Origin of the sequence: Marinobacterium zhoushanense, assembly GCF_014641945.1 — a bacterium.
GTDB classification, from domain to species: domain Bacteria; phylum Pseudomonadota; class Gammaproteobacteria; order Pseudomonadales; family Balneatricaceae; genus Marinobacterium_D; species Marinobacterium_D zhoushanense.
The window spans coordinates 1-24,374 of record NZ_BMIJ01000002.1; the positions used below are offsets into that span (position 1 = coordinate 1).

The 24,374-nt window shown below is 58.5% G+C and carries 23 protein-coding genes; 13 read left to right on the forward strand and 10 right to left on the reverse strand.

What is annotated here, in order from left to right:
* The 3 genes from IEX40_RS04235 to IEX40_RS04245 all read left to right on the forward strand — a co-directional run.
* Positions 1-928: electron transfer flavoprotein subunit alpha/FixB family protein (locus IEX40_RS04235; protein ID WP_188745873.1), on the forward strand; the 928-nt coding region annotated here is incomplete at its 5' end.
* A gap of 31 nt (positions 929-959) precedes the next feature.
* Entirely contained in the window at positions 960-2,615 is a 1,656-nt protein-coding gene (locus IEX40_RS04240) for an electron transfer flavoprotein-ubiquinone oxidoreductase (RefSeq protein ID WP_188745874.1), read from the forward strand.
* Between the two features lie 169 nt (positions 2,616-2,784).
* Complete coding sequence (locus IEX40_RS04245; protein ID WP_188745875.1) at positions 2,785-3,753, forward strand: helix-turn-helix transcriptional regulator; 969 nt, start codon at positions 2,785-2,787, stop codon at positions 3,751-3,753.
* Between the two features lie 106 nt (positions 3,754-3,859).
* Here the strand turns inward: IEX40_RS04245 and IEX40_RS04250 are convergent, their stop codons facing one another.
* Entirely contained in the window at positions 3,860-4,948 is a 1,089-nt protein-coding gene (locus tag IEX40_RS04250; RefSeq protein ID WP_188745876.1) for a hypothetical protein, read from the reverse strand.
* Between the two features lie 426 nt (positions 4,949-5,374).
* Between IEX40_RS04250 and IEX40_RS04255 the strand changes: the two genes are divergently transcribed.
* From IEX40_RS04255 to IEX40_RS04265, 3 genes are all read left to right on the forward strand, one after another.
* Positions 5,375-6,535 carry a cytochrome P450 gene (locus IEX40_RS04255; protein ID WP_188745877.1) on the forward strand — a complete coding sequence of 387 codons (1,161 nt, stop codon included), beginning with the start codon at positions 5,375-5,377 and terminating at the stop codon, positions 6,533-6,535.
* A gap of 76 nt (positions 6,536-6,611) precedes the next feature.
* Entirely contained in the window at positions 6,612-6,932 is a 321-nt protein-coding gene (locus IEX40_RS04260; protein ID WP_188745878.1) for a 2Fe-2S iron-sulfur cluster-binding protein, read from the forward strand.
* A gap of 1 nt (position 6,933) precedes the next feature.
* Positions 6,934-8,154 (forward strand): NAD(P)/FAD-dependent oxidoreductase, encoded by a 1,221-nt coding sequence (locus IEX40_RS04265; protein WP_188745879.1) that lies wholly within the window; start codon positions 6,934-6,936, stop codon positions 8,152-8,154.
* A gap of 206 nt (positions 8,155-8,360) precedes the next feature.
* Here the strand turns inward: IEX40_RS04265 and IEX40_RS04270 are convergent, their stop codons facing one another.
* Positions 8,361-8,678 carry a DUF1840 domain-containing protein gene (locus IEX40_RS04270; protein WP_188745880.1) on the reverse strand — a complete coding sequence of 106 codons (318 nt, stop codon included), beginning with the start codon at positions 8,676-8,678 and terminating at the stop codon, positions 8,361-8,363.
* 193 nt (positions 8,679-8,871) lie between these two features.
* On the opposite strand from IEX40_RS04270, the gene IEX40_RS04275 reads away from it, so the two are divergent.
* Both IEX40_RS04275 and IEX40_RS04280 read left to right on the forward strand, forming a co-directional pair.
* Entirely contained in the window at positions 8,872-9,468 is a 597-nt protein-coding gene (locus IEX40_RS04275) for a LysE family translocator (protein WP_188745881.1), read from the forward strand.
* A gap of 15 nt (positions 9,469-9,483) precedes the next feature.
* Positions 9,484-10,290: an AraC family transcriptional regulator gene (locus tag IEX40_RS04280; protein ID WP_229680573.1), complete on the forward strand. Its 807-nt coding sequence runs from the start codon at positions 9,484-9,486 to the stop codon at positions 10,288-10,290.
* A 4-nt stretch (positions 10,291-10,294) separates the two neighbouring features.
* Here IEX40_RS04280 and IEX40_RS04285 read toward each other — a convergent pair whose 3' ends face one another.
* The gene (locus IEX40_RS04285; protein WP_188745882.1) at positions 10,295-10,474 is read right to left on the reverse strand and encodes a PLDc N-terminal domain-containing protein; all 180 of its coding nucleotides are present in this window, start codon (positions 10,472-10,474) and stop codon (positions 10,295-10,297) included.
* A 147-nt stretch (positions 10,475-10,621) separates the two neighbouring features.
* On the opposite strand from IEX40_RS04285, the gene IEX40_RS04290 reads away from it, so the two are divergent.
* The 5 genes from IEX40_RS04290 (at position 10,622) to IEX40_RS04310 (ending at position 17,192) form a co-directional block, all read left to right on the forward strand.
* Entirely contained in the window at positions 10,622-11,251 is a 630-nt protein-coding gene (locus IEX40_RS04290) for a YbhB/YbcL family Raf kinase inhibitor-like protein (protein WP_188745883.1), read from the forward strand.
* An 88-nt stretch (positions 11,252-11,339) separates the two neighbouring features.
* Positions 11,340-13,841: a cation:proton antiporter gene (locus IEX40_RS04295; RefSeq protein ID WP_188745884.1), complete on the forward strand. Its 2,502-nt coding sequence runs from the start codon at positions 11,340-11,342 to the stop codon at positions 13,839-13,841.
* Positions 13,842-14,126: 285 nt separating this feature from the next.
* Positions 14,127-15,236, forward strand: a complete 1,110-nt coding sequence (locus tag IEX40_RS04300; RefSeq protein WP_229680575.1) for a methyl-accepting chemotaxis protein — start codon at positions 14,127-14,129, stop codon at positions 15,234-15,236.
* Positions 15,237-15,241: 5 nt separating this feature from the next.
* Positions 15,242-16,099: a nitrate- and nitrite sensing domain-containing protein gene (locus IEX40_RS04305; RefSeq protein ID WP_188745886.1), complete on the forward strand. Its 858-nt coding sequence runs from the start codon at positions 15,242-15,244 to the stop codon at positions 16,097-16,099.
* A 487-nt stretch (positions 16,100-16,586) separates the two neighbouring features.
* Entirely contained in the window at positions 16,587-17,192 is a 606-nt protein-coding gene (locus IEX40_RS04310; RefSeq protein WP_229680577.1) for a TetR/AcrR family transcriptional regulator, read from the forward strand.
* A gap of 7 nt (positions 17,193-17,199) precedes the next feature.
* Here the strand turns inward: IEX40_RS04310 and IEX40_RS04315 are convergent, their stop codons facing one another.
* From IEX40_RS04315 to IEX40_RS04345, 7 genes are all read right to left on the reverse strand, one after another.
* Positions 17,200-18,030, reverse strand: a complete 831-nt coding sequence (locus IEX40_RS04315) for an AraC family transcriptional regulator (protein ID WP_188745888.1) — start codon at positions 18,028-18,030, stop codon at positions 17,200-17,202.
* Between the two features lie 188 nt (positions 18,031-18,218).
* Positions 18,219-19,499, reverse strand: a complete 1,281-nt coding sequence (locus IEX40_RS04320; protein WP_188745889.1) for a TRAP transporter large permease — start codon at positions 19,497-19,499, stop codon at positions 18,219-18,221.
* A 24-nt stretch (positions 19,500-19,523) separates the two neighbouring features.
* A complete protein-coding gene (locus IEX40_RS04325) occupies positions 19,524-20,021 on the reverse strand; it encodes a TRAP transporter small permease (RefSeq protein WP_188745890.1) in 498 nt (165 codons plus the stop codon).
* Between the two features lie 88 nt (positions 20,022-20,109).
* Positions 20,110-21,153: a TRAP transporter substrate-binding protein gene (locus IEX40_RS04330; protein ID WP_188745891.1), complete on the reverse strand. Its 1,044-nt coding sequence runs from the start codon at positions 21,151-21,153 to the stop codon at positions 20,110-20,112.
* A 228-nt stretch (positions 21,154-21,381) separates the two neighbouring features.
* On the reverse strand, positions 21,382-22,389 hold the full coding sequence (locus IEX40_RS04335) for an FAD-binding oxidoreductase (RefSeq protein ID WP_229680579.1): 1,008 nt from the start codon (positions 22,387-22,389) through the stop codon (positions 21,382-21,384).
* Positions 22,389-23,417 carry a 4-hydroxy-2-oxovalerate aldolase gene (gene dmpG, locus IEX40_RS04340; protein ID WP_188745892.1) on the reverse strand — a complete coding sequence of 343 codons (1,029 nt, stop codon included), beginning with the start codon at positions 23,415-23,417 and terminating at the stop codon, positions 22,389-22,391. The genes IEX40_RS04335 and dmpG overlap by 1 nt, the downstream gene beginning before the upstream one ends.
* 22 nt (positions 23,418-23,439) lie before the next feature.
* On the reverse strand, positions 23,440-24,366 hold the full coding sequence (locus IEX40_RS04345) for an acetaldehyde dehydrogenase (acetylating) (RefSeq protein WP_188745893.1): 927 nt from the start codon (positions 24,364-24,366) through the stop codon (positions 23,440-23,442).
* Between the last annotated feature and the right edge of the window lie 8 nt (positions 24,367-24,374).

The window sequence follows — 24,374 nt, forward strand, 5'->3', positions numbered from 1 at the left end:
GAGCATTCTACTGATCGCCGAACACAACAATCAGGCCCTCAACCCCGCCACCCTGAGCGCCTTGAACGCCGCCCAGCAGATCGGCGGCGACATCACCCTGCTGGTCGCCGGCAGCGGCTGTGGCGCCGTGGCCGATGAGGCCGCCAAGGCTGCCGGTGTCGCCAAGGTGCTGCTGGCCGATGCCCCGGCCTATGCGCACGGCCTGGCCGAGAACCTGTCACAGCTGATCGTGGAGCTGGCCACCGGCTACAGCCACCTGCTGGCCCCGGCCGGCACCACCAGCAAGGATGTCATGCCGCGCGTGGCCGCGCTGCTCGACGTGGGTCAGCTGTCCGAAATCATCAGCGTCGAGTCCGCCGATACCTTCAAGCGCCCGATCTACGCCGGGAACGCCATCGCCACGGTACAGTCGCAGGATGCGATCAAGGTGATCACCGTGCGCGCCTCGGCGTTCGACAAGGCTGCGGCCGAGGGCGGCAGAGCCGCCATCGAAACCCTGAGCCAGACCTGTGACGCTGGCACCTCCGCCTTTGTCGGCGAGGAGCTGGTCAAATCCGAGCGTCCGGAGCTGGCCAGCGCCCGCGTCATCATCTCCGGCGGTCGCGGCATGGGCAACGGCGACAACTTCGCCCTGCTCGAGAAAGTGGCCGACAAACTCGGCGCGGCGATCGGGGCGTCGCGTGCCGCGGTCGATGCCGGCTTCGTCAGCAACGATATGCAGGTGGGCCAGACCGGCAAGATCGTCGCCCCCGAACTCTACATCGCCGTCGGCATCTCCGGCGCGATCCAGCACCTGGCCGGGATGAAGGAGTCCAAGGTGATCGTGGCGATCAACAAGGACGAGGAGGCGCCGATCTTCCAGGTCGCCGACTATGGCCTGGTGGCAGACCTGTTCCAGGCCCTGCCGGAACTGGAAGCCAAGCTTTGATCTGACGCTTGGCTGTTAAGGAGTCGTTGTGATGCGCGAATCGATGGAGTTCGATGTGGTGATCGTCGGCGCTGGCCCGGCCGGTCTGTCGGCAGCTTGTCGCCTGATGCAGCAGGCCCAGGAAGCAGAACAGGAGCTGACCGTCTGCGTGGTGGAGAAGGGCTCCGAGGTGGGCGCGCATATCCTCTCCGGTGCAGTGATCGAGTCCCGTGCTCTGGATGAGCTGTTCCCGGATTGGAAGGCGATGGGCGCACCGCTGAACACCCCGGTGACCGCCGATGAGCTCTATCTGCTCAAGAGTGAGGCAGGGGCGAAGAGGTTGCCCAATGCACTGATCCCCAAGACCATGCACAACACTGGACACGGGCTGAACAACTACGTGGTCAGCCTGGGCAACCTGTGCCGCTGGCTGGCCGAGCAGGCGGAGGCGCTTGGCGTTGAGGTGTTCCCCGGCTTTGCCGCCGCGGAAGTGTTGTACAACGATGATGGTTCGGTGAAAGGCATCGCCACCGGCGATATGGGTATCACCGCGGCCGGTGAGCAGGGCCCCAACTACACCGAGGGGATGGAGCTGCACGCCAAGTACACCCTGTTCGCCGAGGGCTGTCGTGGCCACCTGGGCAAGCAGCTGATTGAGCGCTTTCAGCTCGATACGCAAGCCGATGCCCAGCACTACGGCATCGGCATCAAGGAGCTCTGGGATATCGACCCGGCCAAGCACAAGCCGGGTCTGGTCGTGCATGGCTCCGGCTGGCCGCTCGAAGGCGACACGACCGGCGGTTTCTTCCTCTACCACCTGGAGAACCATCAGGCGGTGGTCGGCCTGATCGTCGACCTGAACTATACCAACCCCTGGCTCAGCCCGTTCGACGAGTTCCAGCGCCTGAAACACCACCCGGTACTGGCCCAGCACTTGGAGGGCGGTACCCGCGTATCCTACGGCGCCCGTGCCATCGCCAAGGGCGGTTTCAACGCCCTGCCGAAGATGGCATTCCCCGGCGGGCTGCTGATCGGCTGCGATGCCGGCACGCTGAACTTCAGCAAGATCAAGGGCACGCACACGGCGATGAAGTCGGGGATGCTGGCGGCGGAAGCGGTGTTCGAGGCGATCGGTGCTGAGCAGGCCAACAGCGAACTGACCAACTTCGCCGACAAGTTCGAGCAGAGCTGGGTCTACGACGAGCTGTTCCGCTCGCGCAACTTCGGCCCGGCAATGCACAAGTTCGGTCCGATCCTTGGCGGGGCGTTCAACTTCATCGACCAGAACCTGTTCAACGGCAAGCTGCCGCTCACCCTGCACGACGACAAGCCGGATTACGCCCAGCTGAAGCCGGCGGACCAGTGCCCGAAGATCGAGTATCCGAAGCCGGACGGCAAACTGAGTTTCGACAAGCTCTCCTCGGTGTTCCTGTCCAACACCAACCACGAGGAGGACCAGCCCAGCCACCTGCAGCTGAAGGATGCCAGCATCCCGATTGCGCAGAACCTGCCCCGATTCGCCGAACCGGCCCAGCGCTACTGTCCGGCGGGGGTGTATGAAGTGGTGGAGGACGAAAACGGTCCGCGGTTCCAGATCAATGCGCAGAACTGCGTGCACTGCAAGACCTGCGATATCAAGGATCCGGCGCAGAACATCACCTGGGTGGTACCGGAGGGCGGCGGCGGGCCGAACTATCCCAATATGTAGTCCGGCCCTACCTGTAAATGGACCTCATATGTGATCGCCCTGAGCGAAGAATGAAAGGGAAGCACCTTTCCAGTATCGAGGCCCAAAAATAAAATTCTTATTTTTAGTATTTACTAACGGCGAAATACCCCACTATTACATAAAAATAATAATTAAAATGAGGTGCTAAATGCCATTTAAGCTTTCAGCCTGTGATCATGAGATCACAGGCGTTTCTCCCTATGTACTCGCCAAATTTTTAATTCAAAAAAAATTTGGTGAGCACCATATCCTTTATAAAGAATCGGCCTCGCCAACATCCAATCTGAAATTTAAAACCTTTGGCCGCTTGTCGATTTCCGAACTGAACTATGGATCGGAGATTCAGCTCAAGATCCCCCCACTGGGAAATTTCTATCACCTTCATGTCATCCTCAGCGGAAGCTGTACCTGGCAACACAACGATCGGCAGCAGCACCTGCGCTCAGGAGACTCGATTATCCACATACCGAGCTCGGAGTACTCCACCACCTACTCTCCAGACTGTATAAAATTGATCGTTCAGATACCGAAGGACCTGCTACAACAAAGCGCAAGGGAGTTTGGCTATCTGACCTCCAACGCACCGATACTGTTTAGAAGCAGCCCCATCTCCTTCCCCAGCTCGGGACCCGCGTTCAATTTGCTGCACGATATTCTTGAGCAGGACGGCGCCAAACTGGGTGAACGTGCTGAACTCTACTACGCGAAGCTGTTTAGCAATGCGATTCTGAATACGTATGACAGCAACCTGAGCCTAAGCGCGTCGCTATCAGGCCCGCATCATCGACATATCGAGCTGATTCGTGAGCATGTACTGGACAACCTGACCACGGATATACCAGTCGATGAACTCGCCCGTATATGCCGGATCAGCCGCAAATCGTTATATAACCTGTTCGAACGGGAGACCGGACTGACACCCTCTTCCTACATTCGCCGGCTGAAGCTGGAGACGATCCACTCGGAACTGAGCCATAACCATAGAGTACGCAATGTGACAGAGGTCGCGTTGAAGTATGGTTTCACCAATCTCGGCCGTTTTTCAGCGCAGTATCGCGAATATATAGGTGAGTTGCCTTCTGAAACCTTGCGCCGCCTTGAACGACAGCCGTTCTAGAGCAGATTTTTCAATCAGTCCGTGTGATATATCAGCGGGATCGGCAGATAAAAAACAACCCGGGGAAGGGGGGCCCGGGTTGTCTTAATAGTCCGATTCAGCCGGATCAGAACTTGTACATAGCCATCACTTCGACCTGCTGACCGGCCGGACGCAGCGAGCTGCCTGCGGAGGACGGCGGGCGGTTTGCGGCGTTCTGGTCACGCCATTCGATACCGATATCCAGGTTCGGCAGGTAGGTGTAGATCAGGTTTACGGCAGTCTGCTTCAGCGTGTCTTCGTCCATGGAGGCCGCGACCTCGTCTGACTCTACCTGGCCATAACGCAGGTTACCGCGCAGCTTGTCGCTGAACTTCTGGCTGATACCTGCCGAGAAGCCTGTCAGGGTTACCAGATCACCGGAAGCGTTCACCTCGGTCACACCGGAGGCACCGGTAGCACCCAGGTAACCCCAGCCAGCATAGACGCCCGCGCCTTCACCGCTGAATGCGCTCAACGCCAGGCTGGTGTTGCCAAACTTGAACTTGCCCGCGACAGACAGCGCAGCACCGAACTCGGACTCACCGTCACCGCTGACGGCCGGAGTAGTGTCCACTTCACGACCGGTGAGCGCCACGTTAAATGCGTGCCCACTCTCGGTACGGTAGGTGTAGGCTGCCACCATATCGGGGAAGTCTGCATCGCTGTAAACCGGATCCTGCAGCGTCAGGCGGAAACCACCATTGGTGTAATGCATGACCAGGTCCGGTCGAATCACCGCACCGTTACCGGCGACGGTACCGATCCCCAGCCCCCAGAAGTTCAGCGTCTCCACATCGAACGGTGCGTTGGCGAAGAACTGGCCGTTCCAGGTCTGGCCCAAGGTCACATTATCGATACTGACAGTTGCGTGACGCATACGCCAAGCGTAGGTGCTGTCGGTCTCGGTATTGTTGTCCCAGAAATCCCCTTCCAGGAAAGCGCGAATCTTGTGCCCCTCGACCATCTTGGTCGCAGAAAAGTTGATACGTGACTGCCGGGCACTGCCTTCAAAGGAGTCTTCGCCATCGTCCGGCATGGTGAAAACGCCTTCAGCTTTGACGTAACCACCGACACTGAAGGTGGTTCCGTTGAACTCTCCCAGCTCAACCGCAGATACCTGCGAAGAGATACCAGCCACCATCACGGCAAGCGCCAGTTTATTTCGAATCGTCATGTTTTTTCAGCCCCTCGTTATTATCTTTTATAAAGGTTGATCTAATATCTCAAAGGGCCGATTTTGCTGATATACAAATAGTGTAATCTTTGTACACAGAGTGAAACAAAACCGAATTCACATAACACACTCGAAAAAACTTATAGACGCGTCATATTTCTTATATCAAAGGAGATAAAAATCCTACGATAACCCAATTCAAATTGAACACCTTAAATATTTAATAAATAAATATGGGTTAAATACCCGTAGCAACAGGTGGCGGAAGCGCCAGCTAGCAGGTAGCGCCCACAAAAACCATACAAAAAATACGTTTCTGTTCGATTTGTACAAGCCATAGGCGTTGAAATGCATTCTTGGACCGAATCACTGCTCATAAAATGAAACCTCGTATCGAATAACAACGACTAAACACGAGGTTGATCAATGTTCAGATTCGACCCTTTCTCCCCGGAGATCGACGCCAATCCCTTCCCGGCGTACAAGACCCTGAGGGATGAATACCCCTGTTTCTGGAGCGAAGAGGCCAATATGTGGGTGCTCTCCCGCTACCAGGATATCGTCATGGCGCTGAACGACTGGGAGACCTTCTCCTCGGCGAAGGGCAACCTGATGTCGGAGATGCCGGGGCGCGCCGGTGCAACCCTGGGCACCTCCGATCCTCCCCGCCACGACCGTATGCGCGCACTGATCCAGAAAGCGGTGATGAAGCGTGCGCTGGACCACATCATCGAGCCCGCCCACGCCGCGGCACGCACTCGGCTGGAAGCGGTCAAGGATAAGCAGCCGTTCGATTTCGTCGAGGACTTTTCCGCCAACTACACCGTCGATCTGATCGCCTACCTGTTCAACCTGCCGGCTGAAAACCTGGAAACGGTGCGCGAGAAGGCGGTGTTGATGGTGCAGTCCGACCCGGTTACCCGCACCAAGTCGCCGGAGCACCTGGCGGCGTTCGAGTGGATGCGCGACTACGCCGACACCCTGGTGGAGATCCGCAAACGGGAGCCGGGCGAAGATCTGCTCAGCCAGTTCATCCTGGCCGAGATCGACGGTGAAAAACTGGAAGATCGCGAGATCCAGCTCACCGTCACCACGCTGATCATGGCCGGTATCGAGTCGCTGTCCGGTTTCATGAGCATGCTGATGAAGAACCTGACCGACTTCACCGACGTGCGCGATGCGCTGGTGGCCGATCCGTCCAAGATCCCCGACGCGATCGAGGAGAGCCTGAGGTTCAACACCTCGGCCCAGCGCTTCAAGCGTTGCGTGCAGAAGGAGATCACCCTGCACGGCCAGACCCTGAAGCCCGGCGATTTCGTCTGCCTGGCCTACGGTTCGGGCAACCGCGACGAGCGTCAGTTCGCCAATCCGGACGTGTACGATCTGGAGCGTAAGCCGAAGGGACATCTGGGCTTTGGTGGCGGCGTTCACGCCTGCCTGGGTACTGCTATCGCCCGCTTGGCGTGCAAGGTCGCGATTGAGGAGATCCTGGCAATGTACCCGACGATTCACAGCATCGAGCAGGAGATCCAGTGGATGCCGTCATCCACCTTCCGCAGCCCGCTGCACCTGTGGCTCAAGGCCTGATCCCCGGCCACTCAACGAAGCGCCCCGGTATCCGCCGGGGCGCTTACCGACAACAGAACATCCGGAGAACAAGAAGATGCCTAAAGTGGTATACGTAGACTTTCAGGGTAACCGCAACGAGTTGGAGGTTGCCAACGGCATGACCCTGATGCAGGGTGCGGTGATGAACGGACTCGACGGTATCGAAGGCGAGTGCAGCGGCTCCTGCGCCTGCGCCACCTGTCACTGCTATGTCGACGAGGCCTACCTCGACAAGCTGCCTGAGATGAGCGAGAACGAGGATGAACTGCTCGATGGCACCGCCAGCGAGCGTCTGGGTACCAGCCGCCTGAGCTGCCAGATCCGCATGGCGGATGACCTGGACGGTATCGTCGTTCAGCTGCCCGAGGAGCAGTAAGATGACAGGCGTCGTCATCATCGGCGGCGGTCACGCCGGTTTTCAGTGCGTCGACAGCCTGCGCAAGGGCGGCTATGCAGGCCCAATCGCGCTGGTCGATGCCGACCCGCACCTGCCCTACCAGCGACCGCCACTGTCCAAAGGCTACCTGCTTGAAGGTGCCGATCCCGACACGCTGCTGTTTCGTACCGCTGCCTACTACAGCGAGCAGTCGGTTAACCTGCATCTGGGCGTCGCTGCCGCCGCTATCGACCGGGAGCGTCACACGGTACAACTGTCCAACGGACTCAGCCTGAGCTATGACCAGCTGGTACTGGCGCCGGGCGCCAGCATCCGCCCGCTGCGAGTTACGGATGAGATCGCCGACCAGGTGCACTACATCAAGGCCCTGGGCGATATCGACCGCATCAGCGCGCAGCTCGGTACGGCCCAGGATCTGGTCGTTGTCGGTGGCGGTTTCATCGGCCTTGAGTTCGCGGCCACCGCCCGCAAGCTCGGCAAGAACGTCAGCGTATTGGTGCGCGGCCCACGCATCATGAACCAGAACGTCACCCCGGAGCTATCCGGATTCATGCTGGAGCAACATCGCGCCCATGGCGCCGATATTCAGCTGAACACCAGCATCGAGACGGTTTCACGCCTCGACAACGGCAGTTTCGAGATCTTGACCACCGATGGTCGCACTCTGAGTTGCGACATGCTCGTGGCCGGTATCGGCGTTACTCCCGATACCCGGCTGGCCGAAGCGGCGGGACTCGAGTGCGATGAGGGGATCGTCGTCGACGCCAGCTGCCGCACCAACGACCCGGCGATATTCGCCGCGGGCGATGCCGTCTCGTTTGCACATCCACTGGCGGACAGGCGGATACGAATCGAATCGGTGCAGAACGCCGTCGACCAGGCCAAAGTGATCGCGGCCAATATTTGTGGTGAACGGGCAGAATACGATTCGGTACCCTGGTTCTGGTCCGATCAGTACGAGTTCAAACTGCAGATGGCGGGGCTGCACCAGGGTTATGACCGTGTGGTGCAGCGCGGAACGACCGAGAGCGGCAAGTTTACCCTGTTCCTGTATCGGGGCGAGCGGCTGATCGCCGTGCACACCGTCAACAAGCCCGCCGATCATATGGCGGCGCGCAAGCTGCTGGCCGCCGGCATTTCGCCTAGCTTCGCTGAAGCGGCGGACGAGAGCCTGAAGCTAAACGGGCTATTGAAACGTTAACGACTAGTACCCGAAGCGGGGCGTTACCGATTAAGTCAGGTGAACTATGCGCCTGACTTCAACCCCGCCAAGGGGGGCGTTCTACTGATAAGATACCTAAGCACCCGGTCGCAACACGGATCATTCAGCCTCTGGCGCTGCAACAAGACGCCCAACATCCGCCTATGAAAATCGAGGGCCTGGTTGAGACGTTGATTCACGCTAACTTACGCTTTATCCCACATCAGATCACACTCATCTTTGGCGGCCGCGGCCAGCAGTTCGAGTAGGGGATAGGCGCGGTTGGCAAGACTCACTTTCTGATCTTCATCCTCTTGGCCTTCCGACATCTCGTCGTCTGTGTCAGCAGGTATCGGCTGTTCGTCGAGTGCGCGTTTCAGTTTGTTCAACGCCTCCGGAATATCGGCGGCCAGGATAGCACCGGGCACGACATCGCGGTGTCCCATCATGCGAATCATGGTCAGTGCTACATCGCCCAACATCGTGATATTGGCATAGGCATCGGTTCTAAAGGTAATGAGCATGAGTACCTCGGCTGATAACGGGAGCGAGCCTTTATAGTGTAGTCGAGCCGGCAGCAGCCACTGCCGGCGAATAGACCGGTTGTTTGTCCACAAGGGAGCCGGTCCTACTGACTTCCGCCATGCAATTTCGTTCAATACCCCGATCTCTTCCGTCGCTAGTCTGATCTCTCCCCCGCTATAAACAGGATGAGAGATGCTGTCAGTACTGATCCCAATGATGATATTCGCGCTGGTCGGCGCGATCACGCCAGGGCCCGTGAATCTGGTCGCGACCAGTGCCGGTGCCCGCTTCGGCAGCCTTCGTGCCCTACCCCATGTGCTGGGTGCCACACTCGGCTACACGCTGGTAGTCTACCTGTGCGGCGTCGGCGTAAACGATCTGCTGAAGCGCTACCCCGTGGTACTCGAAGGCTTCAGCTATGCCGGGGCAGCACTGCTGCTTTATCTGGCCTGGAAGATCACCACCGCCTCACCGACCACTCACGTAGACGAAGGCGCACAACAAGCACCGCGCTTGATTCAGGGCGCCCTGCTGCAGATCCTCAACCCCAAAGCCTGGCTGGTGGCGATTACCGGTGTCAGCCTGTTCGTCAGTATCCATTCCGAGCCGGACCTTTATCTGCTATTGTTTTGTGCGGTCTCTTTTTTGGCCTGCTTTATCGGCGTCGGTTTCTGGGCTTGCGCTGGCCAGTTGATCGGCCGTTTTCTCGCCAGTAGCCGTGCACAACTATACTTCTACCGCTCGATGGGACTGCTGCTTGGCAGCACCGTTATTACGCTGTTCATCTAAAAGGGAGGCATAGGTGTGGCAGAGCCGACTCAGTTTTTTACCCGCAGCCGCGCACTGCCGTTTGTCGAGATGCGCCGCGCCAACCGTTCCAGCGCCTGCTACGACAAGCACTCCCACGACGAGTTCTCCTTCGGCGTCATCGACGAGGGCGCGGCGAGCTATCTGAACCTAAACCAGCGACACGCAATCGCCAAAGGTGACACTGTCACCATCAACCCTGGCGATACTCACTCCTGCAACCCTCAAGCGGGAAGCTGGTCCTACCGCATGCTGTTCGTCGATACGCGGTGGATAGCCGGTCTGCAGCAGGAGCTTTGCACCAGTGCCGACGACTATCGACCCTTCGAGCAGGACTACGAGCGTGATCCCCAGCGGTTTCGCCGCTTCGATGCGCTGTTCCAGGCACTGATCCGAGACGATGACCCGCTCGCTGCCGAGAGCGAGCTAATCGACTGGCTGACACCGCTGTTCAACCCAAGCGGTATCACCGAGCGGCGTGATACGGGACTTGGCTCGCTGATCCCGGTGCGGGAGCTGTTGTTGGACAGACTGGACGAGAACCTGCCGTTGGAGATGCTCTGTGCTACCAGCGGCCTGAACCGCTATCAGCTGATCCGCAGTTTTCAGCGGCACTACGGCATGGCGCCGCACGCCTGGTTACTGGATCAACGCATCAAGCGCGCCAAGCAGCTGCTGCGTGAAGGTACGGCGCTGATCGATACTGCCCAGCGCCTGGGTTTTTCCGACCAGGCCCACTTTCAACGCCACTTCAAGCGGCGCACAGCGGTGACGCCGGGGCAATACCAGGCCTGTTTCGTTTGATTGTTCAGCCCTTGGGCCCGAACAGGAACCAGAGAATCAATCCCAACAGCGGCAACAGCAGAATCGCCACTACCCAGATTACCTTGGCCACGGTGCTGGCCCTGCTCTGGATCGTTTTGATGATCGCCATCACATCCAGTACCAGCAGCAGCAATCCGAATACGCCCGTTACCTCGACTCCCATATCTCAATCTCCTTAAATCCATGAATTTGCTGGCTCCATGCATGACCTTCCGCACCGCCAGATGCTACATTTCATCTCAGCCCCGCTATCCAGGGCAAGCCGAAAAATACAAAAACATTCACGGAACAGAACCGCAGGTGACGAGAGATGAAACTGGTCAGCAACAGCTTTAACGATGGTGCCCCTATCCCGACTCGCTACGCTTTCTGTCGCATGGATCAGCAGACCCACGTGGCGCTATCGGACAACATCAACCCTCATCTGGCCTGGAGCGAAGTGCCCGAAGGCACGCGCTCGTTCGCGCTGATCTGCCATGATCCGGATGTGCCGAGCCAGGGCGATGATGTCAATCAGGAGGGACGAACCGTCCCGGCATCCCTGCCCCGTATCGACTATTACCACTGGGTGCTGTTCAACATCCCCGCCGACGTCACCGAAATAGCGGAAGGCAGCCAATGTAACGGCGTTACGCCACGCGGCAAACAGGGACCGGATGCCCCAGGTGGCATGAGCCACGGCATCAACGACTACACCAGTTGGTTTGCCGGCGACGATGCGATGCAGGGCGTTTACTACGGCTACGATGGCCCCTGCCCACCCTGGAACGATGAGATCATGCACCACTACGTGTTCAGTATCTATGCACTGGATACCGATAATATCGAGGTAAATGGGGAGCTCACCGGGCAGAATGTGTATGATGCGATCGAGATGCACGTGATCGATGGCGCCAGCATCTGCGGCACCTACACATTGAACCCGGCACTCGAACCCTGAGCCCAGCAGAGCCGGGCGCCCTTGTCGCCCGGCTGTCAACGCTTCACGCTCACCGCAACCGGTGGGCTTATGCCGAGGAGCACAGGCAGTGGACGCTATCCACCCCGTACCTGAACTGGTCTGGGCTGTTTTCAGCCTGTTGCTGGTTGCACTCGGCGTTTACCTGATTTCACGACGCACGCGGCTGCCGTTCACGGTCATGCTGGTCATTGTCGGTATTGCAATCAGCTACGTTGGCAGCAACGTACCGGCGCTGGCGCAGGTCGAGGAAACCCTGCGCATCTCGCCCGATCTGATTCTGTTCGTGTTCCTGCCCACGCTGATATTCGAATCCAGTTACAACCTGGATGTCCGACAGCTACGCCATAACAGTGTACAGATACTGGCACTGGCGATTCCGGGACTGCTGTTGTCGACAGGTCTGATCGGTGTGATCGTCTGGCAGGCCTTGGATATTGACCTGCTGGCGGCGCTGTTGATGGGCGCACTGCTTAGCGCCACCGATCCTGTCGCCGTGACCGCCTTGTTCCGCCAGATCGGTGCTCCCGGACGCCTGTCGACACTGATCGAGGGCGAGAGTCTGTTCAATGACGCCACGGCGCTGGTGGTATCGAAGATCCTGCTGACCACTCTGGCCATCGGCGCTTTGTCCGCCAATCAACTTGCGGGAGGCCTGCTCAGCTTCATTACGCTGTTTGCCGGTGGACTGGCGTTTGGTGTAATGCTTGGCTACCTGACCGCTAAGGTGATCGGCTGGATCTACTCCGACCCGATACTGGAGATCGGCCTGACCACCGCGCTGGCCTACCTCTCCTTCCTGATTGCTGAAGAGGTGTTCCAGGTCAGCGGCGTCATGGCCACCCTGGGCGCAGGTCTGACTATGGGGACCTGGGGCAAGCTGCGTGTCGCGACTTCGGTGCGCGTCTACCTGGAACACTTCTGGGCGGTACTGGCCTTCACTGCCAACGCCCTGCTGTTCCTGCTCCTCGGTATGCAGGTGGATCTAAACTCATTGGCATCGGTCTGGGACCTGGTGCTCTGGGTTATTCTGGCCATGCTGGTTTCCCGCGCCCTGGTTATCTTCGGCCTGCTGCCACTGGTCGGCCGCCTGCCCAAGGTCGACCCCATCGGGATCGGCTATCGCTTCATCATGTTCTGGGGCGGGCTGCGCGGCGCCATCGCGCTGGCCATCGTGCTCAGTTTGCCGGAGTACCCGTTCAAGGAGCTGTTTGTCGCCCTGGTAACCGGCGCGGTACTGTTCACGCTCTTAGCTCAGGGTCTGAGCATGCAACCGGTGCTGCGCCTGCTAAAGCTTGATCAGCCGCCGCTGGCCGACCGTCTCGCGCTATTGGAGCGAGAGATCATCGCCCATCAACGCGCCATCCGCCGACTACCGGCACTGCATCAGGGCGGCCTGTTTTCCAGCAGGGTTACTCAGCGCCTGAACCACCGCAGCCATCATGCGATCGAGAAGGCTAAAAAAGAGATCCGGCAGCTTCGCAAGACACAGCTCTCTCATGACCAGGAGTTCAACCTGTTCTTTTTAAGAGCACTGACCGAAGAAAAAAGCTACTACCGGGAGATGTTCGAGCGTGGTCATCTGAGCGAGTCGGTCACCCGGCGCCTGCTGATGACCCTGGAACACCAGACCGATACCCTGCGCTATAACGGTCAGTTCCATAACGGTACCGGCCGTCTTCAATATGAGTATATCGAGCACTGGCTATTCAGCCGTTTCAGCAGTACACCTCTGTTGCACAACCTCATCGAACGTATGCGGATCGCACGTATCGGTCGCTACTACGAAACGGTCTGGGGGCATTTCCAGGGCAGTCGACACGTCCTGCACTCGATTGACGAACTCGCGAGCATTGAGTCGACGCCATCTGATATCGTCGCCCGAGTGCGCGAGCACTACACTCACTGGAACCACCTGGCGACCGACAAGCTGCACCGTTTGAACCATGACTTTCCGGAGTTCGCGCTGCTGATGCAGGAGCGGCTGGGGCGGCGCATCGTGTTGCTGTCGGAGGTCGAGACGACCAGGGAGCAGGCACGCCACGGTGCGATACCCTCAGGGGCCGCCGAGGAGATCGAGGCGGAGTTGCTGCATCAGCTCAAACGGCTGCGGGGACAGCCCGTGCAGAAGATTTATGACGATCCTGAGCTACTGCTCAAGCGCGTGCCTCTGTTCGCCAAGCTGCCCGCACGGCTATTGCGTATAATCGCCAACTCTTGCGAACCGATTACCCTGGAAAAACATGATTATCTCGTCCATCAGGGCAGCCATAACGACACCCTCTATATCGTCAGCCGCGGTACCGTGCGCCTGCAACACTACATCAACGGCGAAGAACACCGTCTGAGTACCTTGATCGCCGGCGACAGTTTCGGCGAGTCGGCGCTGCTCGGCGAAGGCCATGCCGACCTGTCGGTGATCGCACAAACCCCCTCCCGGCTTTACGCCCTCAGCCGAGAACAGCTGCAGACGTTGATGGAGCAGGACCCGGAGCTAAAAAGTCTGTTAGCCGACAGTAACGCTCAACAACAGATTATCCACCAACACAACCAGGACATGGCACCAGAATAGGGCTTGCCCATATCTCACCACGCACCAACCAGGCGCAGAATCAGTAAACAAGGACTTGCCGCTCCGCCAACTACTAGGCAAGAACCCATGCGTAGTCCCGCCTTAGGCTTTTTAATTAACGGATTAGGTCCACTGGCATACACCTTGCTTCTAATTGTGGACTAGCAGTAGTTAAAACAGTCATGTAAGGCAACGACGCCTCCAGCCCCTCTCTTTACAACACCAGCGGGGACTGGGGGCGTTTTCTTTTGGAGAAAGGACAGTATGCGGTGGATCTCCTATCCCGTGCTTCTACTTCTGCACCAATTCGGCATCCGCGGCATGCTCGGATTACTGGCCGTTATCGCCGGCAGCAGCGCCACAGCGTTACTCGACACTCCTTGGTCCCTTGGGCCTTTTCTGTTGCTTAGCGCTTATCTCAGTATCGCCAGCCTCTGGCTTGTTCTGAATGAGATCAGAATGCTGGAAGCTCAGAGCCTGACAATGCAGGAGTCCGCAGATCATAGACAGTCAGCCCAAAGGGAGTACCTGTTGCTAGGTAGCATTGCCCAGGGCATTCAGTTGCAGCTGACGCGTGAGCGCCGCGCGCAGCAGTTACTGCAACAGAAGCTCGACGAAATATCCCACTCCTCCCATGAGCTCGAGCAGAGCGCCGTGCAGGTAACCCGCAGCGCGGAACAGCAGCGGGACGCCGCCAGCACCGCCTCAGCCGCGGTCGAAGAGCTCAATGTCAGCATTCTCGAAGTCACCCATCTCGCCGACAGCTCGCGGCAGAGCAGTATCGAAGCGGGCGCCCAGCTCGAGCAAAGCTGTAGTCAACTGATGGCGCTGATAAAGGGCATATCGGAGATGGCTCAGCAGGCGTTGAGCACCAATGAGCTGATGCGCCAGTTGAGTATCAACTCCCAAACCATCAACGAGATGTCGACGGTAATCCAGGGCATTGCGGACCAGACCAATCTGCTGTCGTTGAATGCGGCCATCGAAGCAGCGCGGGCCGGCGAGAGCGGTCGCGGTTTTTCCGTGGTGGCCGATGAGGTTCGCCGCCTGGCCAAGCATAGCCAGGAGTCAGCCGCCGAGATCAGCCGCACTATTGAGGATATCCAGACGCATATCGTGTCGGCCGGCGAGCAGATGTCTGGCCTCTCGAGCATGGCCGAGATCAGCGTGCACAGCTCCCAGGAGGTACGCGCACTGTTGGATAACGTGCGTGACTTGACCGACAGACTGACCGAGCAGGTCGTTCAGGTCGCGGTCAGCACCGAACAGCAGAGCCAGGCAGTCACTGAGATCGCCACCCTTGCCGACCGGGTATCCCAGGGTAATGCAGAAAACCTGCGTGCCGCCGACCAGGCCAAAACCATAGCCCACCATTTAGCCCAACTCACGGAGTAACCACTATGACTGCACTCCTGAATCTGCCACTTGGCGAAATTACGGCACTCGCCCTGGCGACCGGCGTCATCGCGTTATTCTATGCGCTCTACCGCAGCATGAAGCGTGTAAAGCAGCAGCGCATCAGCGACAACCTGGACCAGCTCAAGTTGCTGCGTCTGTTGCTGGCCGACCTGCAGCGCCATCGCGGGCTCAGCACTGGCCTGCTCTCCGGCGATCAGAGCCTGCGCGCGGATGTCGCCAGTGTCCGGGCACGGGTAGATCAGAGCATTGCGCAGGTGCAGTCGCTGCGCACCAACTATCCACAGGAGTGGAAAAACCTGGTCACGCAGTGGAACGCCCTGCGCAACGAAACGGGACGCGACTCGGAAAGCAACATGCTGGATCATCACCGGCTGATCCGCGACACCATCTTCCTGATCGAGGATATCTCTGCAGAAGTGGACCTCGCCGACGGTCGCCAGGAGCTGGGCTACCTGATCTGTATCTGGCATGAGGTGGTGCAAACAACCGAATGGAGCGGCCAGGCGCGCGCACTCGGCACCGGCATCGCGGCAGCACAGAAGAGCAGTGCCGCTCAGCGGGTACGCCTGCGCTTTCTGCACCAGAAGATAGAGCAGCTGTCGAAAACCGCCTTCACCACGCTGCAACAGAGCTTTTCTAGCCGGGAACGTGTCGCCCAGTGTCAGACTGCGGTGGAGGGCTTTCTGCACTGCATCAACCGGGAGCTGCTCTCCAACGACAAGCCGAAGATCGAAGCGAAACACTATTTCGACCAGGCCACTAACGCGATCAACGAGCTTTTGGCCCTGGTCGATACGGCGCTGAGCGATCTGCAGCAGGTGCACCAGAAAAGCCGTTAGAAAAGCCTGAGCATCCGGGCCAGATGGGGGAACGGATTTGCCTAAGCGTCGGCAGTGACAGCACGACCAACGTCATCGCGAACTGTCCATCGATTACTGGGTTATAGAGGCGCTTCACCGGTGAGTCGAATCACTACTCAAGCCGCAGTGCCATCACTACCGGCAGCAGAAGATAGCTGGTCGCGCTGGCATAGTCCCAGCACAGGGGTTTATTAAGCCTGACGCCCCACACTCAATGCCAATCGCCATAACACTTATATGCGCACTGATAAACATAAATGAGCAACCGCTTTTTCGCTTTTTCGCAAGCCGCAAGCTGTTGAAATAAACATTGAATTGTGTACATTAATACACCTCCGGTACCGGCATTTATCAAACGATAATTTCTATTGCGAAGTATCGTTAGCAAGTATCGCTTGATCGATAATCCACCCTTCGATCGCGGCCGGCACCACTTTTTACTCTTTCCACGACCCACTGAGTGACGATGGCAACAAACAAACTTAGCCGCGACGAATGGATCAAGGCTGCTACTCAGGTCCTCTCTACCAGCGGCATCGATCAGGTACGCGTCGATCGGCTGGCGAAAAAGCTCAAGATTACCCGCGGTAGTTTCTATCACCATTTCGAAAGCCGGATGGACCTGCTTGAGGGGATTTTGAAGGCTTGGCGTTTACGCGCCACCGAAGATGTCATCAATCGCCTGCAAAGCGGCGAAGAGAGCCCGCTGGATCAGATTATCTACCTGATGAATCTTCCGATTAAAGGCACGGGATCAATCGAAGCAGCGTCGGTCGAAATATCGATCCGGGCCTGGGCACGCCGCGATAATATGGCCCGCGAAGCAGTTGAAGAGGTCGATAAATACAGACTGTCATTTATTAAACGGATATTCAAGGAGCTGGGGCATACCGATACCCGCTCCAACGATCTGGCCAATCTGGTGTATGCCTATATCGTGTCCATGTCGCTGATCCACTTCGACAGCAATTACGAGGAGCGGCGCAAAATGGCGGAACGGATCGCCGAGTTCCTGACCTCGAACTGCCCGATCATGTCATGCCCCCAGCGTGAAGCTCTCGCCAACCCGTAGAGTTGCCTCAATGGTGATGTAGACGCCCCCCTCTCAACCGCTTTTTTAGGGTCTGGGAGGGCAGTTCGCCTACGTAAGCCTTGTATTGTTGAGAAAAACGTCCCGGATTACTGAAGCCATATTTCAACGCAATATCGGTAATATTCTCCCGGGTCATACAGTTCGAAATTTCTCGATGTACAGCCATAAGCCGGGCTCGCCTAATATATTCACCCGGCGTCATTCCAAACAGATTATTAAAGAGGTTGTACACCTGCCGCTTGCTGATACCGGCACAGCTGGCCAGCTCTTCCAAACTCAAATCCCCGGCAAGATTGTCGGATATATAGCGTTTGATGATCGCTTCATATTGACCGCCCAAACCATTACTACGCTCTTGAATAGAGGGCTTGTAAAACGTTTCGACGATCAGCAGCAGAATAATCGTGTTATAGCAGGCGGCTATTCTTGTACCGGCTTCGCCGCTAGAGCGGGAGATCAACTCTTCGATATACAGGCTAAGACCGGGACGCTGATTCGGTTCAACCGCGCGCGGCCCCAGCTCCCTCAGCAAGAGGTCAGGCATGATATTCAGCTCAAACAGGCCGTTCTTCAGCACCTCATCCGTAAACGACACCAGGTAGCGACGCCCCGCTCCGTTTAGCTGAAGATCGAACTTGTCTCCGGCTGAGAGGATCATCGCCTGCCCCGGCGCCATCAGGAAGGTACAGCCTCCCCGTCGCACCCTGGTATCGACATCGGCCGACAAAACCAAGAGCTGCTGCCCCTCCCGGATACGCAACGCAAAGCTGCCTTCGGCCATCCCTTGCAAACACAGATAGCCCATGTTCTCGGCCATATGGCAGTTGGTGTACAGCTCAGCCTCATACGCGGCTGAGGGCAGCAGCAGATCGGCGCCTGCGTACTGCTCGAAGAGCTGACGCCAGGACTGGCGAGACGCTTTATCCGTTTGCTTAGGTATATTCAGCATAGATAGAACGACTTCTACTTATATTGAACGTGCCCTCCCACCGCGAAGGATGGGAGTTAATGCACCAACAACAGCGAAATTGACGGAAACAGCACGATCACCCCGAGCCGCAGCATGTCGGCGATAACGAAGGGAAACACCCCCTTGAAGATCACCTTCAGATCCAGCTCCGGCAGCACCGACTTAAGCACGAACACATTAAGCCCCACCGGCGGCGTGATCAGGCTGATCTCGGTGGCGACCACCACCACGATGCCGAACCAGACCAGGTCCATCCCCATGCTGCTGACCACCGGATAGAACACCGGCACCGTCAGCAGCAGCATCGAGATCGACTCCAGCACCGCGCCGAGCAGCAGGTAGATCAGGATGATCACGCACAGCACGCCGAGCAGGTTAAATCCCAGCCCCTCGATCCAGTCGACGATCAGGAACGGGAAGTTGGAGACGTTGACCAAGTTGGCAAAGATCAGCGAACCGATCAGGATGGCGATCAGCGACACGGTGGTGGCGGCCGAATCCTGCAACGCTTCGTGGATTCGGGTCAGGTCGAAGCGACCGCGCAGGAAGGTCAGCAGGATGGCACCGACCACGCCGACGGCCGCGGACTCGGTGGGCGAAAAGAAGCCGAGATAGATCCCGCCCAGCACCAGCAGCACCAGCATGGTGAAGGCCCAGATCTGCCTGACCGCCGAGAAGCGCTCGCGCAGGGGCATCTTTTCGCCGGAGGGACAGGAGCCGGGGCGTGCATAGGAGATCAGGATAATGGTCAGGCAGTACATCAGTATGCCGAGCAGGCCGGGAATGATGCCGGCGATGAACAGCTGGCCGATATCGGTCTCGGTGATGATGCCGTAGAACACCAACGCGATGGAGGGCGGGATCAGGATACCCAGCGTACCGCCGGCCGCGATAGTGCCGGTGGCCACCGACTGGGCATAGCCGTAACGCACCATCGGTGGATAGGCGATGCGCGACATGGTGGCAGCAGTGGCGAAACTGGAACCGCAGAAGGTACTGAAGCCGCCGCAGGCGCCCACCGTGGTGATCGCGAGCCCGCCGCGCAGATGGCCGATCAGGGCGTAGGTCGCCGCATACAGCTCATCGGCCAGCCCCGACTTGGCGACGATATTGCCCATCAGGATAAACAGCGGAATCACCGCGAACTCGTAGGAGAGCACCGTTTCGGTGGCGATGGTGCCGAGCTGGGCGAACGCCGCCGACCAACCCTGATACCAGGCCAGCCCCAGCACACCGACAGTGCCGGTAGCCACGGCGATGGGCACGCGCAGAAACAGCAGCAGAAACAGCACCGCAAAAGAGATCAGCATAATCATGTCAAACTACCGCCATTGTTCTTCTTATAGAGAGTCTTCTTGTAGAGAGTCTTCTTGTAGATGGTGCGCAGGCGCCGCCACCAGCAGGCTGACCCAGGCGATAAGCGCCAGAACCGCAATCACCAGGATCACCTTCCACTTGAGCACGCCCAGGAACAGAAACACGTCACCGAACTTGTAGGATTCGTAGGACTGGATAAACACGGTCACCACCAGTGCGGTGAAGAACGTGCACTCGATCAGATACACCATCCAGTAGATGAAGCGCCCGAAAGAGCCGACGAAGTATCTGTCCAGCAGATCGATGGTCACATGACTACGCGTCTTGTGAACGTGATAGAGCCCGGAGTAGAACATCACCGCCAGCAGGATCGAGACCACCTCGTAGGAGAAGCCCAGCGATACCTTGAACAGGTTTCGCCCCAGTACATCCAACACGATGATCAACGCCATCAGCAGCGCCGCCACCACCGCAACCCTCGAACAGACGCTTTCAAGTACTTTCAGTATTGAAAAAGGCATGGCCCGCTCCTTTAACCGGCCCACCGTCCAGGGGGCGGCGGGGTAAAAAGAGCCCTCTGCCCCGATGGAGACAGAGGACTACTGAGGGTTACTGCTGCGCTTCGATCTCGGACTTGTAGAACGCCATTACCGCGTGGCCGTCGACTCCGTTCTCCTTGGCGACATCGAACCACTGCTCGCGCTGCGGATCGAACACCTTGTGCAGGGCATTCATCAGTTCCGGAGACGCCTCGCGATACTCCCCAGCCAGCCGCTCGGTCAGGTAGTTACGCCCCTTGACGTCGTTCTCGTCCCAGAGCCTACCCATGCGGGCGGACAGTTTTTCGCCGGCGATCCTGTCGATCGCCGCGCGATCCTTCTCGCTGATCTGCATCCACTTGTCCTTGTTCACGACCAAGAAAGCGGAGTTGGAGTAGAGGCCGCCGGGTATATGGGTGACGTGATTGATGTATTTATCCACCTTGAACCCTACCAGCAGTTCGTCCGACAGCGCCGTGCCGTCGATCACGCCACGGGAGAGGAACTCACGCAGCTCCACCAGCGAACCGGAGATCGGCGCCACGCCCAGCTCCTGCAGCGCATTGGAGACCACCGGCGTCTGTACGCGGATCTTCATGCCGTTGAGATCTTCCGGCTTGACGATCGCCTTGTCCTTCATGTGCAGGTTACCGCCGGAGGTGACATGCATCGCCAGGGTGTGCACATCGTTCTGCATGCCGGCCGGTTCGAAGTACTGCTTGAATACGCGCCAGTAGGCGACGGAACTCTTCTCGGCATCCTTGTTATCGAACGGGAACTCGACCATTTCGGTCAGCGGAAAGGCGCCCGGCGTATAGCCGTGCGGGCCCCAGGCCAGATCGGCGATGCCGCTGGTGACCGCCTGATAGTTGCGGGTCGGCGGCGCCAGGGGTTTAGCGGAGGGCTGAATCTTGACCCGCCCCTCGGTCACGGTTTCGACCTGCTGGAAGAAATCGAGCAGGCCATCCACCTGTGACCAGTGGGTGGCCGGGAACCATTGGTTGTAGCGGAGCGTGAGGCTCTCCTCGGCCGATGCAGCGCCGGAGAAGCTCAGCGTCAGTGATGTGCAGAGTGCGGCTACCAGACCACGGCCCAGAGTGCGACGTTGTTTCATGTCATTTCCTCTTAATTATTATCGTTAATGAGACCATGCATTGCGCATAATCAAAAGATACACATATGTATCTTTTATGCAATAAATTATTGGTTTAATAATTTTATGCTTTTATTTTTCAATTACTTACTATACGTACATACAATAAATAAATTATTCACATACGTATGTGTATGCAAATATCCCAGAGCAATCCGCCACCGGGCGCCCCGGCCCGACCGGAGCCGATCAGACGAATGCGTCGCTATGGAAGTTGTTCAGATCCAGATTGCACTTGTCGACGAAATCGCGCCGGGCGGAGCTGACCACAATCGGTGCGCCGCAGACATACACCTCATGCGACGAAAGATCGGGGAAATCGTCGACTACCGCCTGATGGACGAACCCCGTACGTCCACCCCATATCCCCTCCTCGTCCGACAGCACCGGGATATAGGTCAGCCAGGGCAGCTCTGCCGCCCAGTCCAGGCACCTCTGGTGGTGGTAGAGGTTTTCCAGACGCCGCCCACCCCAGTAGAGGTGTACCGGCCGCGTATTCCCGTCACGGATCAACTGTTCGACGATCGCCTTGATCGGCGCGAATCCCGTGCCACTGGCGGTGAGTATGATCGGTGCATCGCCATCACGGATGTAGAAGGTGCCGAACGGTCCCTCTGCGGTCAGGATCGCCTTCTCCTTCAGTTCGTCATAGATGAAGCCACTGACCACTCCGCCCGGCATCTTGCGGATATGCAGCTCGATCTGCCCCGAATCGTCGGTGGCGGCCATCGAGTAGCTGCGTGTGTTACCATCCCTCATCTGCAGATCGATATACTGCCCCGGCATGCAGCGGAACTCGACACCCGGCGCCGGCGCCAGCCGTAGCACCACCACGTCGTCGGACAGGATCTGCTTGGACATGACGCGGACCGGAAACTTCTGGATGCTGATCCCCTCCAGCTCGGTCACCTCTGGCGCGTCGATCACCAGATCGCCGAGCGGCCGCGCCTGGCACATCAGGCCGGTACAGCCCTCCCTATCGCTGTCGATCAGCTTGTCCTGCAGCCCTTCCGCGTAATCCACCAGGCCGGAGACGATAGTGGTACGGCACTCGCCACACTGGCCGTCGCGACAGCTGTGCTTGAGGGTGATGCCCGCCTTCAGCCCCGCCTCGAGCACGCTCTGCCCTGCTTCGACACTGAAGCTCTTGCCGGCGGGTTCCACTCTGACCTGGCTCACTCCTTTAAGATCAGCCATCAGATCAGCCCCTTCTGTTTCGCCATGGTCAGTGCCAGGTCTTCAATCATATCTTCCTGCCCGCCCACAGTACCGCGGCGGCCCAGCTCGACCAGGATGTCACGGGCGGAGATGCCGTACTTCTTCTCCGCGCGCTGGGCAAAGAGCAGGAACGAGGAGTAGACACCGGCGTAGCCCAGGGTCAGCGCATCGCGGTCGACACGGATCGGCTGGTCCATCAGCGGCACGATCAGGTCTTCGGCCACATCCATGGTCTTGTACAGGTCGATACCGGTCGCGCAGCCCATGCGATCCAGTACCGCACAGAGCACCTCCAACGGCGTGTTGCCGGCACCGGCACCCAGGCCCGCCACCGAGCCGTCGATACGGGCGGCACCCGCTTCGATCGCGGCCAGTGAGTTGGCCACGCCCATCGCCATGTTGTGGTGGCCGTGGAAGCCGATCTCGATAGTGTCCGGCAGCTCGTTACGCAGCAGGCCGATCTTCTCCGTGACTTCGTCCGGCAGCATGTAACCGGCGGAGTCGGTGCAGTAGATGCAGTTGGCGCCGTAGCCGACCATCAGCCGGGCCTGCTCGAGGATCTTCGCCGCCGGCACCATGTGCGCCATCATCAGGAAGCCGACGGTGTCCATGTTCATCTCGCGGGCCATGGTGATGTGCTGCTGGGACACATCCGCCTCGGTGCAGTGGGTCGCCACGCGGATGGTGGACACGCCCAGCTCCTTCGCCATCTTCAGGTGATCGACGGTGCCGATCCCCGGTAGCAGCAGGGCCGAGACCTTGGCCTGCTTCATCTTCGGGATCACCGCACCGAGGTACTCCTCGTCGGTGTGGGCCGGGAAGCCGTAGTTCACCGAGGCGCCGCCGAGGCCGTCGCCGTGGGTCACTTCGATCAGAGGCATCCCCGCTTCATCCATCGCCGTGGCGATGCTGACCATCTCGTCGACGCTGATCTGGTGGCGTTTCGCATGCATGCCGTCGCGCAGGCTCATATCGTGCAGACGGACTTTCTTACCTTGCAGATTCATTGTGCATTCCTCCGTCTGTTTATCAGCCGCGTGCCGGCAGTGAACGTTCCGGTAAATCGATAGTGCCGTTCGCCGCTTCTTCGGCGAACATCTCGGCGGTGCGCAGGCCCGCCGCGGTCATGATGTCCAGGTTGCCGGCGTACTTGGGCAGGAAGTCACCCAGGCCTTCGACCTCCATGAAGCAGGAGACGCGGTTGCCGTCGAACACCGGACCGTTGACCAGGCGGTAGCCCGGTACATATTTCTGCACCTCTTTCACCATCTGGTGAACGGATTCGGTGATCGCGTCCTGATTTGGCTCGCCCTCGGTCAGGCAGTGCACGGTGTCACGCATGATCAGCGGCGGCTCGGCCGGGTTGATGATGATGATCGCCTTGCCCTTCTTGGCACCGCCCACCTTCTCCACCGCGCCAGCGGTGGTGCGGGTGAACTCATCGATGTTCTGGCGGGTACCCGGTCCCACGGAGCGAGAAGAGACGGTGGCGATGATCTCGCCATATTCCACCGGTTGCACGCGGGAGACGGCGGCGACCATCGGGATCGTCGCCTGGCCGCCGCAGGTGACCATATTGACGTTCATCTCCAGGTTCTGCGCATGGGCGGCCAGGTTGACCGGCGGCACGCAGTAGGGGCCGATGGCGGCCGGGGTCAGGTCGATCATGATCACGCCCAACTCGTTCAGCTTGCGGCTGTTCTCGGCATGGACATAGGCGGAGGTGGCATCGAAGGCGATGCGGATATCATCCTCGACCACATGCTTGAGAATGCCGTCGACGCCCTCGGCGCAGGTCTTGATCCCCATCTCCCGGGCGCGCTTCAGGCCCTCGGACTCCGGGTCGATACCGACCATCCATACCGGCTCGATCCACTCGGAACGCTTCATCTTCATCAGCAGGTCGGTGCCGATGTTGCCGGGCCCAATGATTACCGCTTTCAGTTTCTTGGCCATGCTGTATT

Bases quoted from the DNA above. Each gene is read 5' to 3' on its own strand.
- dmpG (WP_188745892.1), bottom strand. From the start codon at position 23,417: ATGAATCTGCAAGGTAAGAAAGTCCGTCTGCACGATATGAGCCTGCGC.
- IEX40_RS04245 (WP_188745875.1), top strand. From the start codon at position 2,785: ATGCCATTTAAGCTTTCAGCCTGTGATCATGAGATCACAGGCGTTTCT.
- IEX40_RS04290 (WP_188745883.1), top strand. From the start codon at position 10,622: ATGAAACTGGTCAGCAACAGCTTTAACGATGGTGCCCCTATCCCGACT.
- IEX40_RS04315 (WP_188745888.1), bottom strand. From the start codon at position 18,030: ATGGCCGAGAACATGGGCTATCTGTGTTTGCAAGGGATGGCCGAAGGC.
- IEX40_RS04325 (WP_188745890.1), bottom strand. From the start codon at position 20,021: ATGCCTTTTTCAATACTGAAAGTACTTGAAAGCGTCTGTTCGAGGGTT.
- IEX40_RS04270 (WP_188745880.1), bottom strand. From the start codon at position 8,678: ATGCTCATTACCTTTAGAACCGATGCCTATGCCAATATCACGATGTTG.
- IEX40_RS04310 (WP_229680577.1), top strand. From the start codon at position 16,587: ATGGCAACAAACAAACTTAGCCGCGACGAATGGATCAAGGCTGCTACT.
- IEX40_RS04265 (WP_188745879.1), top strand. From the start codon at position 6,934: ATGACAGGCGTCGTCATCATCGGCGGCGGTCACGCCGGTTTTCAGTGC.
- IEX40_RS04240 (WP_188745874.1), top strand. From the start codon at position 960: ATGCGCGAATCGATGGAGTTCGATGTGGTGATCGTCGGCGCTGGCCCG.
- IEX40_RS04255 (WP_188745877.1), top strand. From the start codon at position 5,375: ATGTTCAGATTCGACCCTTTCTCCCCGGAGATCGACGCCAATCCCTTC.
- IEX40_RS04250 (WP_188745876.1), bottom strand. From the start codon at position 4,948: ATGACGATTCGAAATAAACTGGCGCTTGCCGTGATGGTGGCTGGTATC.
- IEX40_RS04345 (WP_188745893.1), bottom strand. From the start codon at position 24,366: ATGGCCAAGAAACTGAAAGCGGTAATCATTGGGCCCGGCAACATCGGC.
- IEX40_RS04335 (WP_229680579.1), bottom strand. From the start codon at position 22,389: ATGGCTGATCTTAAAGGAGTGAGCCAGGTCAGAGTGGAACCCGCCGGC.
- IEX40_RS04320 (WP_188745889.1), bottom strand. From the start codon at position 19,499: ATGATTATGCTGATCTCTTTTGCGGTGCTGTTTCTGCTGCTGTTTCTG.
- IEX40_RS04330 (WP_188745891.1), bottom strand. From the start codon at position 21,153: ATGAAACAACGTCGCACTCTGGGCCGTGGTCTGGTAGCCGCACTCTGC.
- IEX40_RS04285 (WP_188745882.1), bottom strand. From the start codon at position 10,474: ATGGGAGTCGAGGTAACGGGCGTATTCGGATTGCTGCTGCTGGTACTG.
- IEX40_RS04260 (WP_188745878.1), top strand. From the start codon at position 6,612: ATGCCTAAAGTGGTATACGTAGACTTTCAGGGTAACCGCAACGAGTTG.
- IEX40_RS04275 (WP_188745881.1), top strand. From the start codon at position 8,872: ATGCTGTCAGTACTGATCCCAATGATGATATTCGCGCTGGTCGGCGCG.
- IEX40_RS04305 (WP_188745886.1), top strand. From the start codon at position 15,242: ATGACTGCACTCCTGAATCTGCCACTTGGCGAAATTACGGCACTCGCC.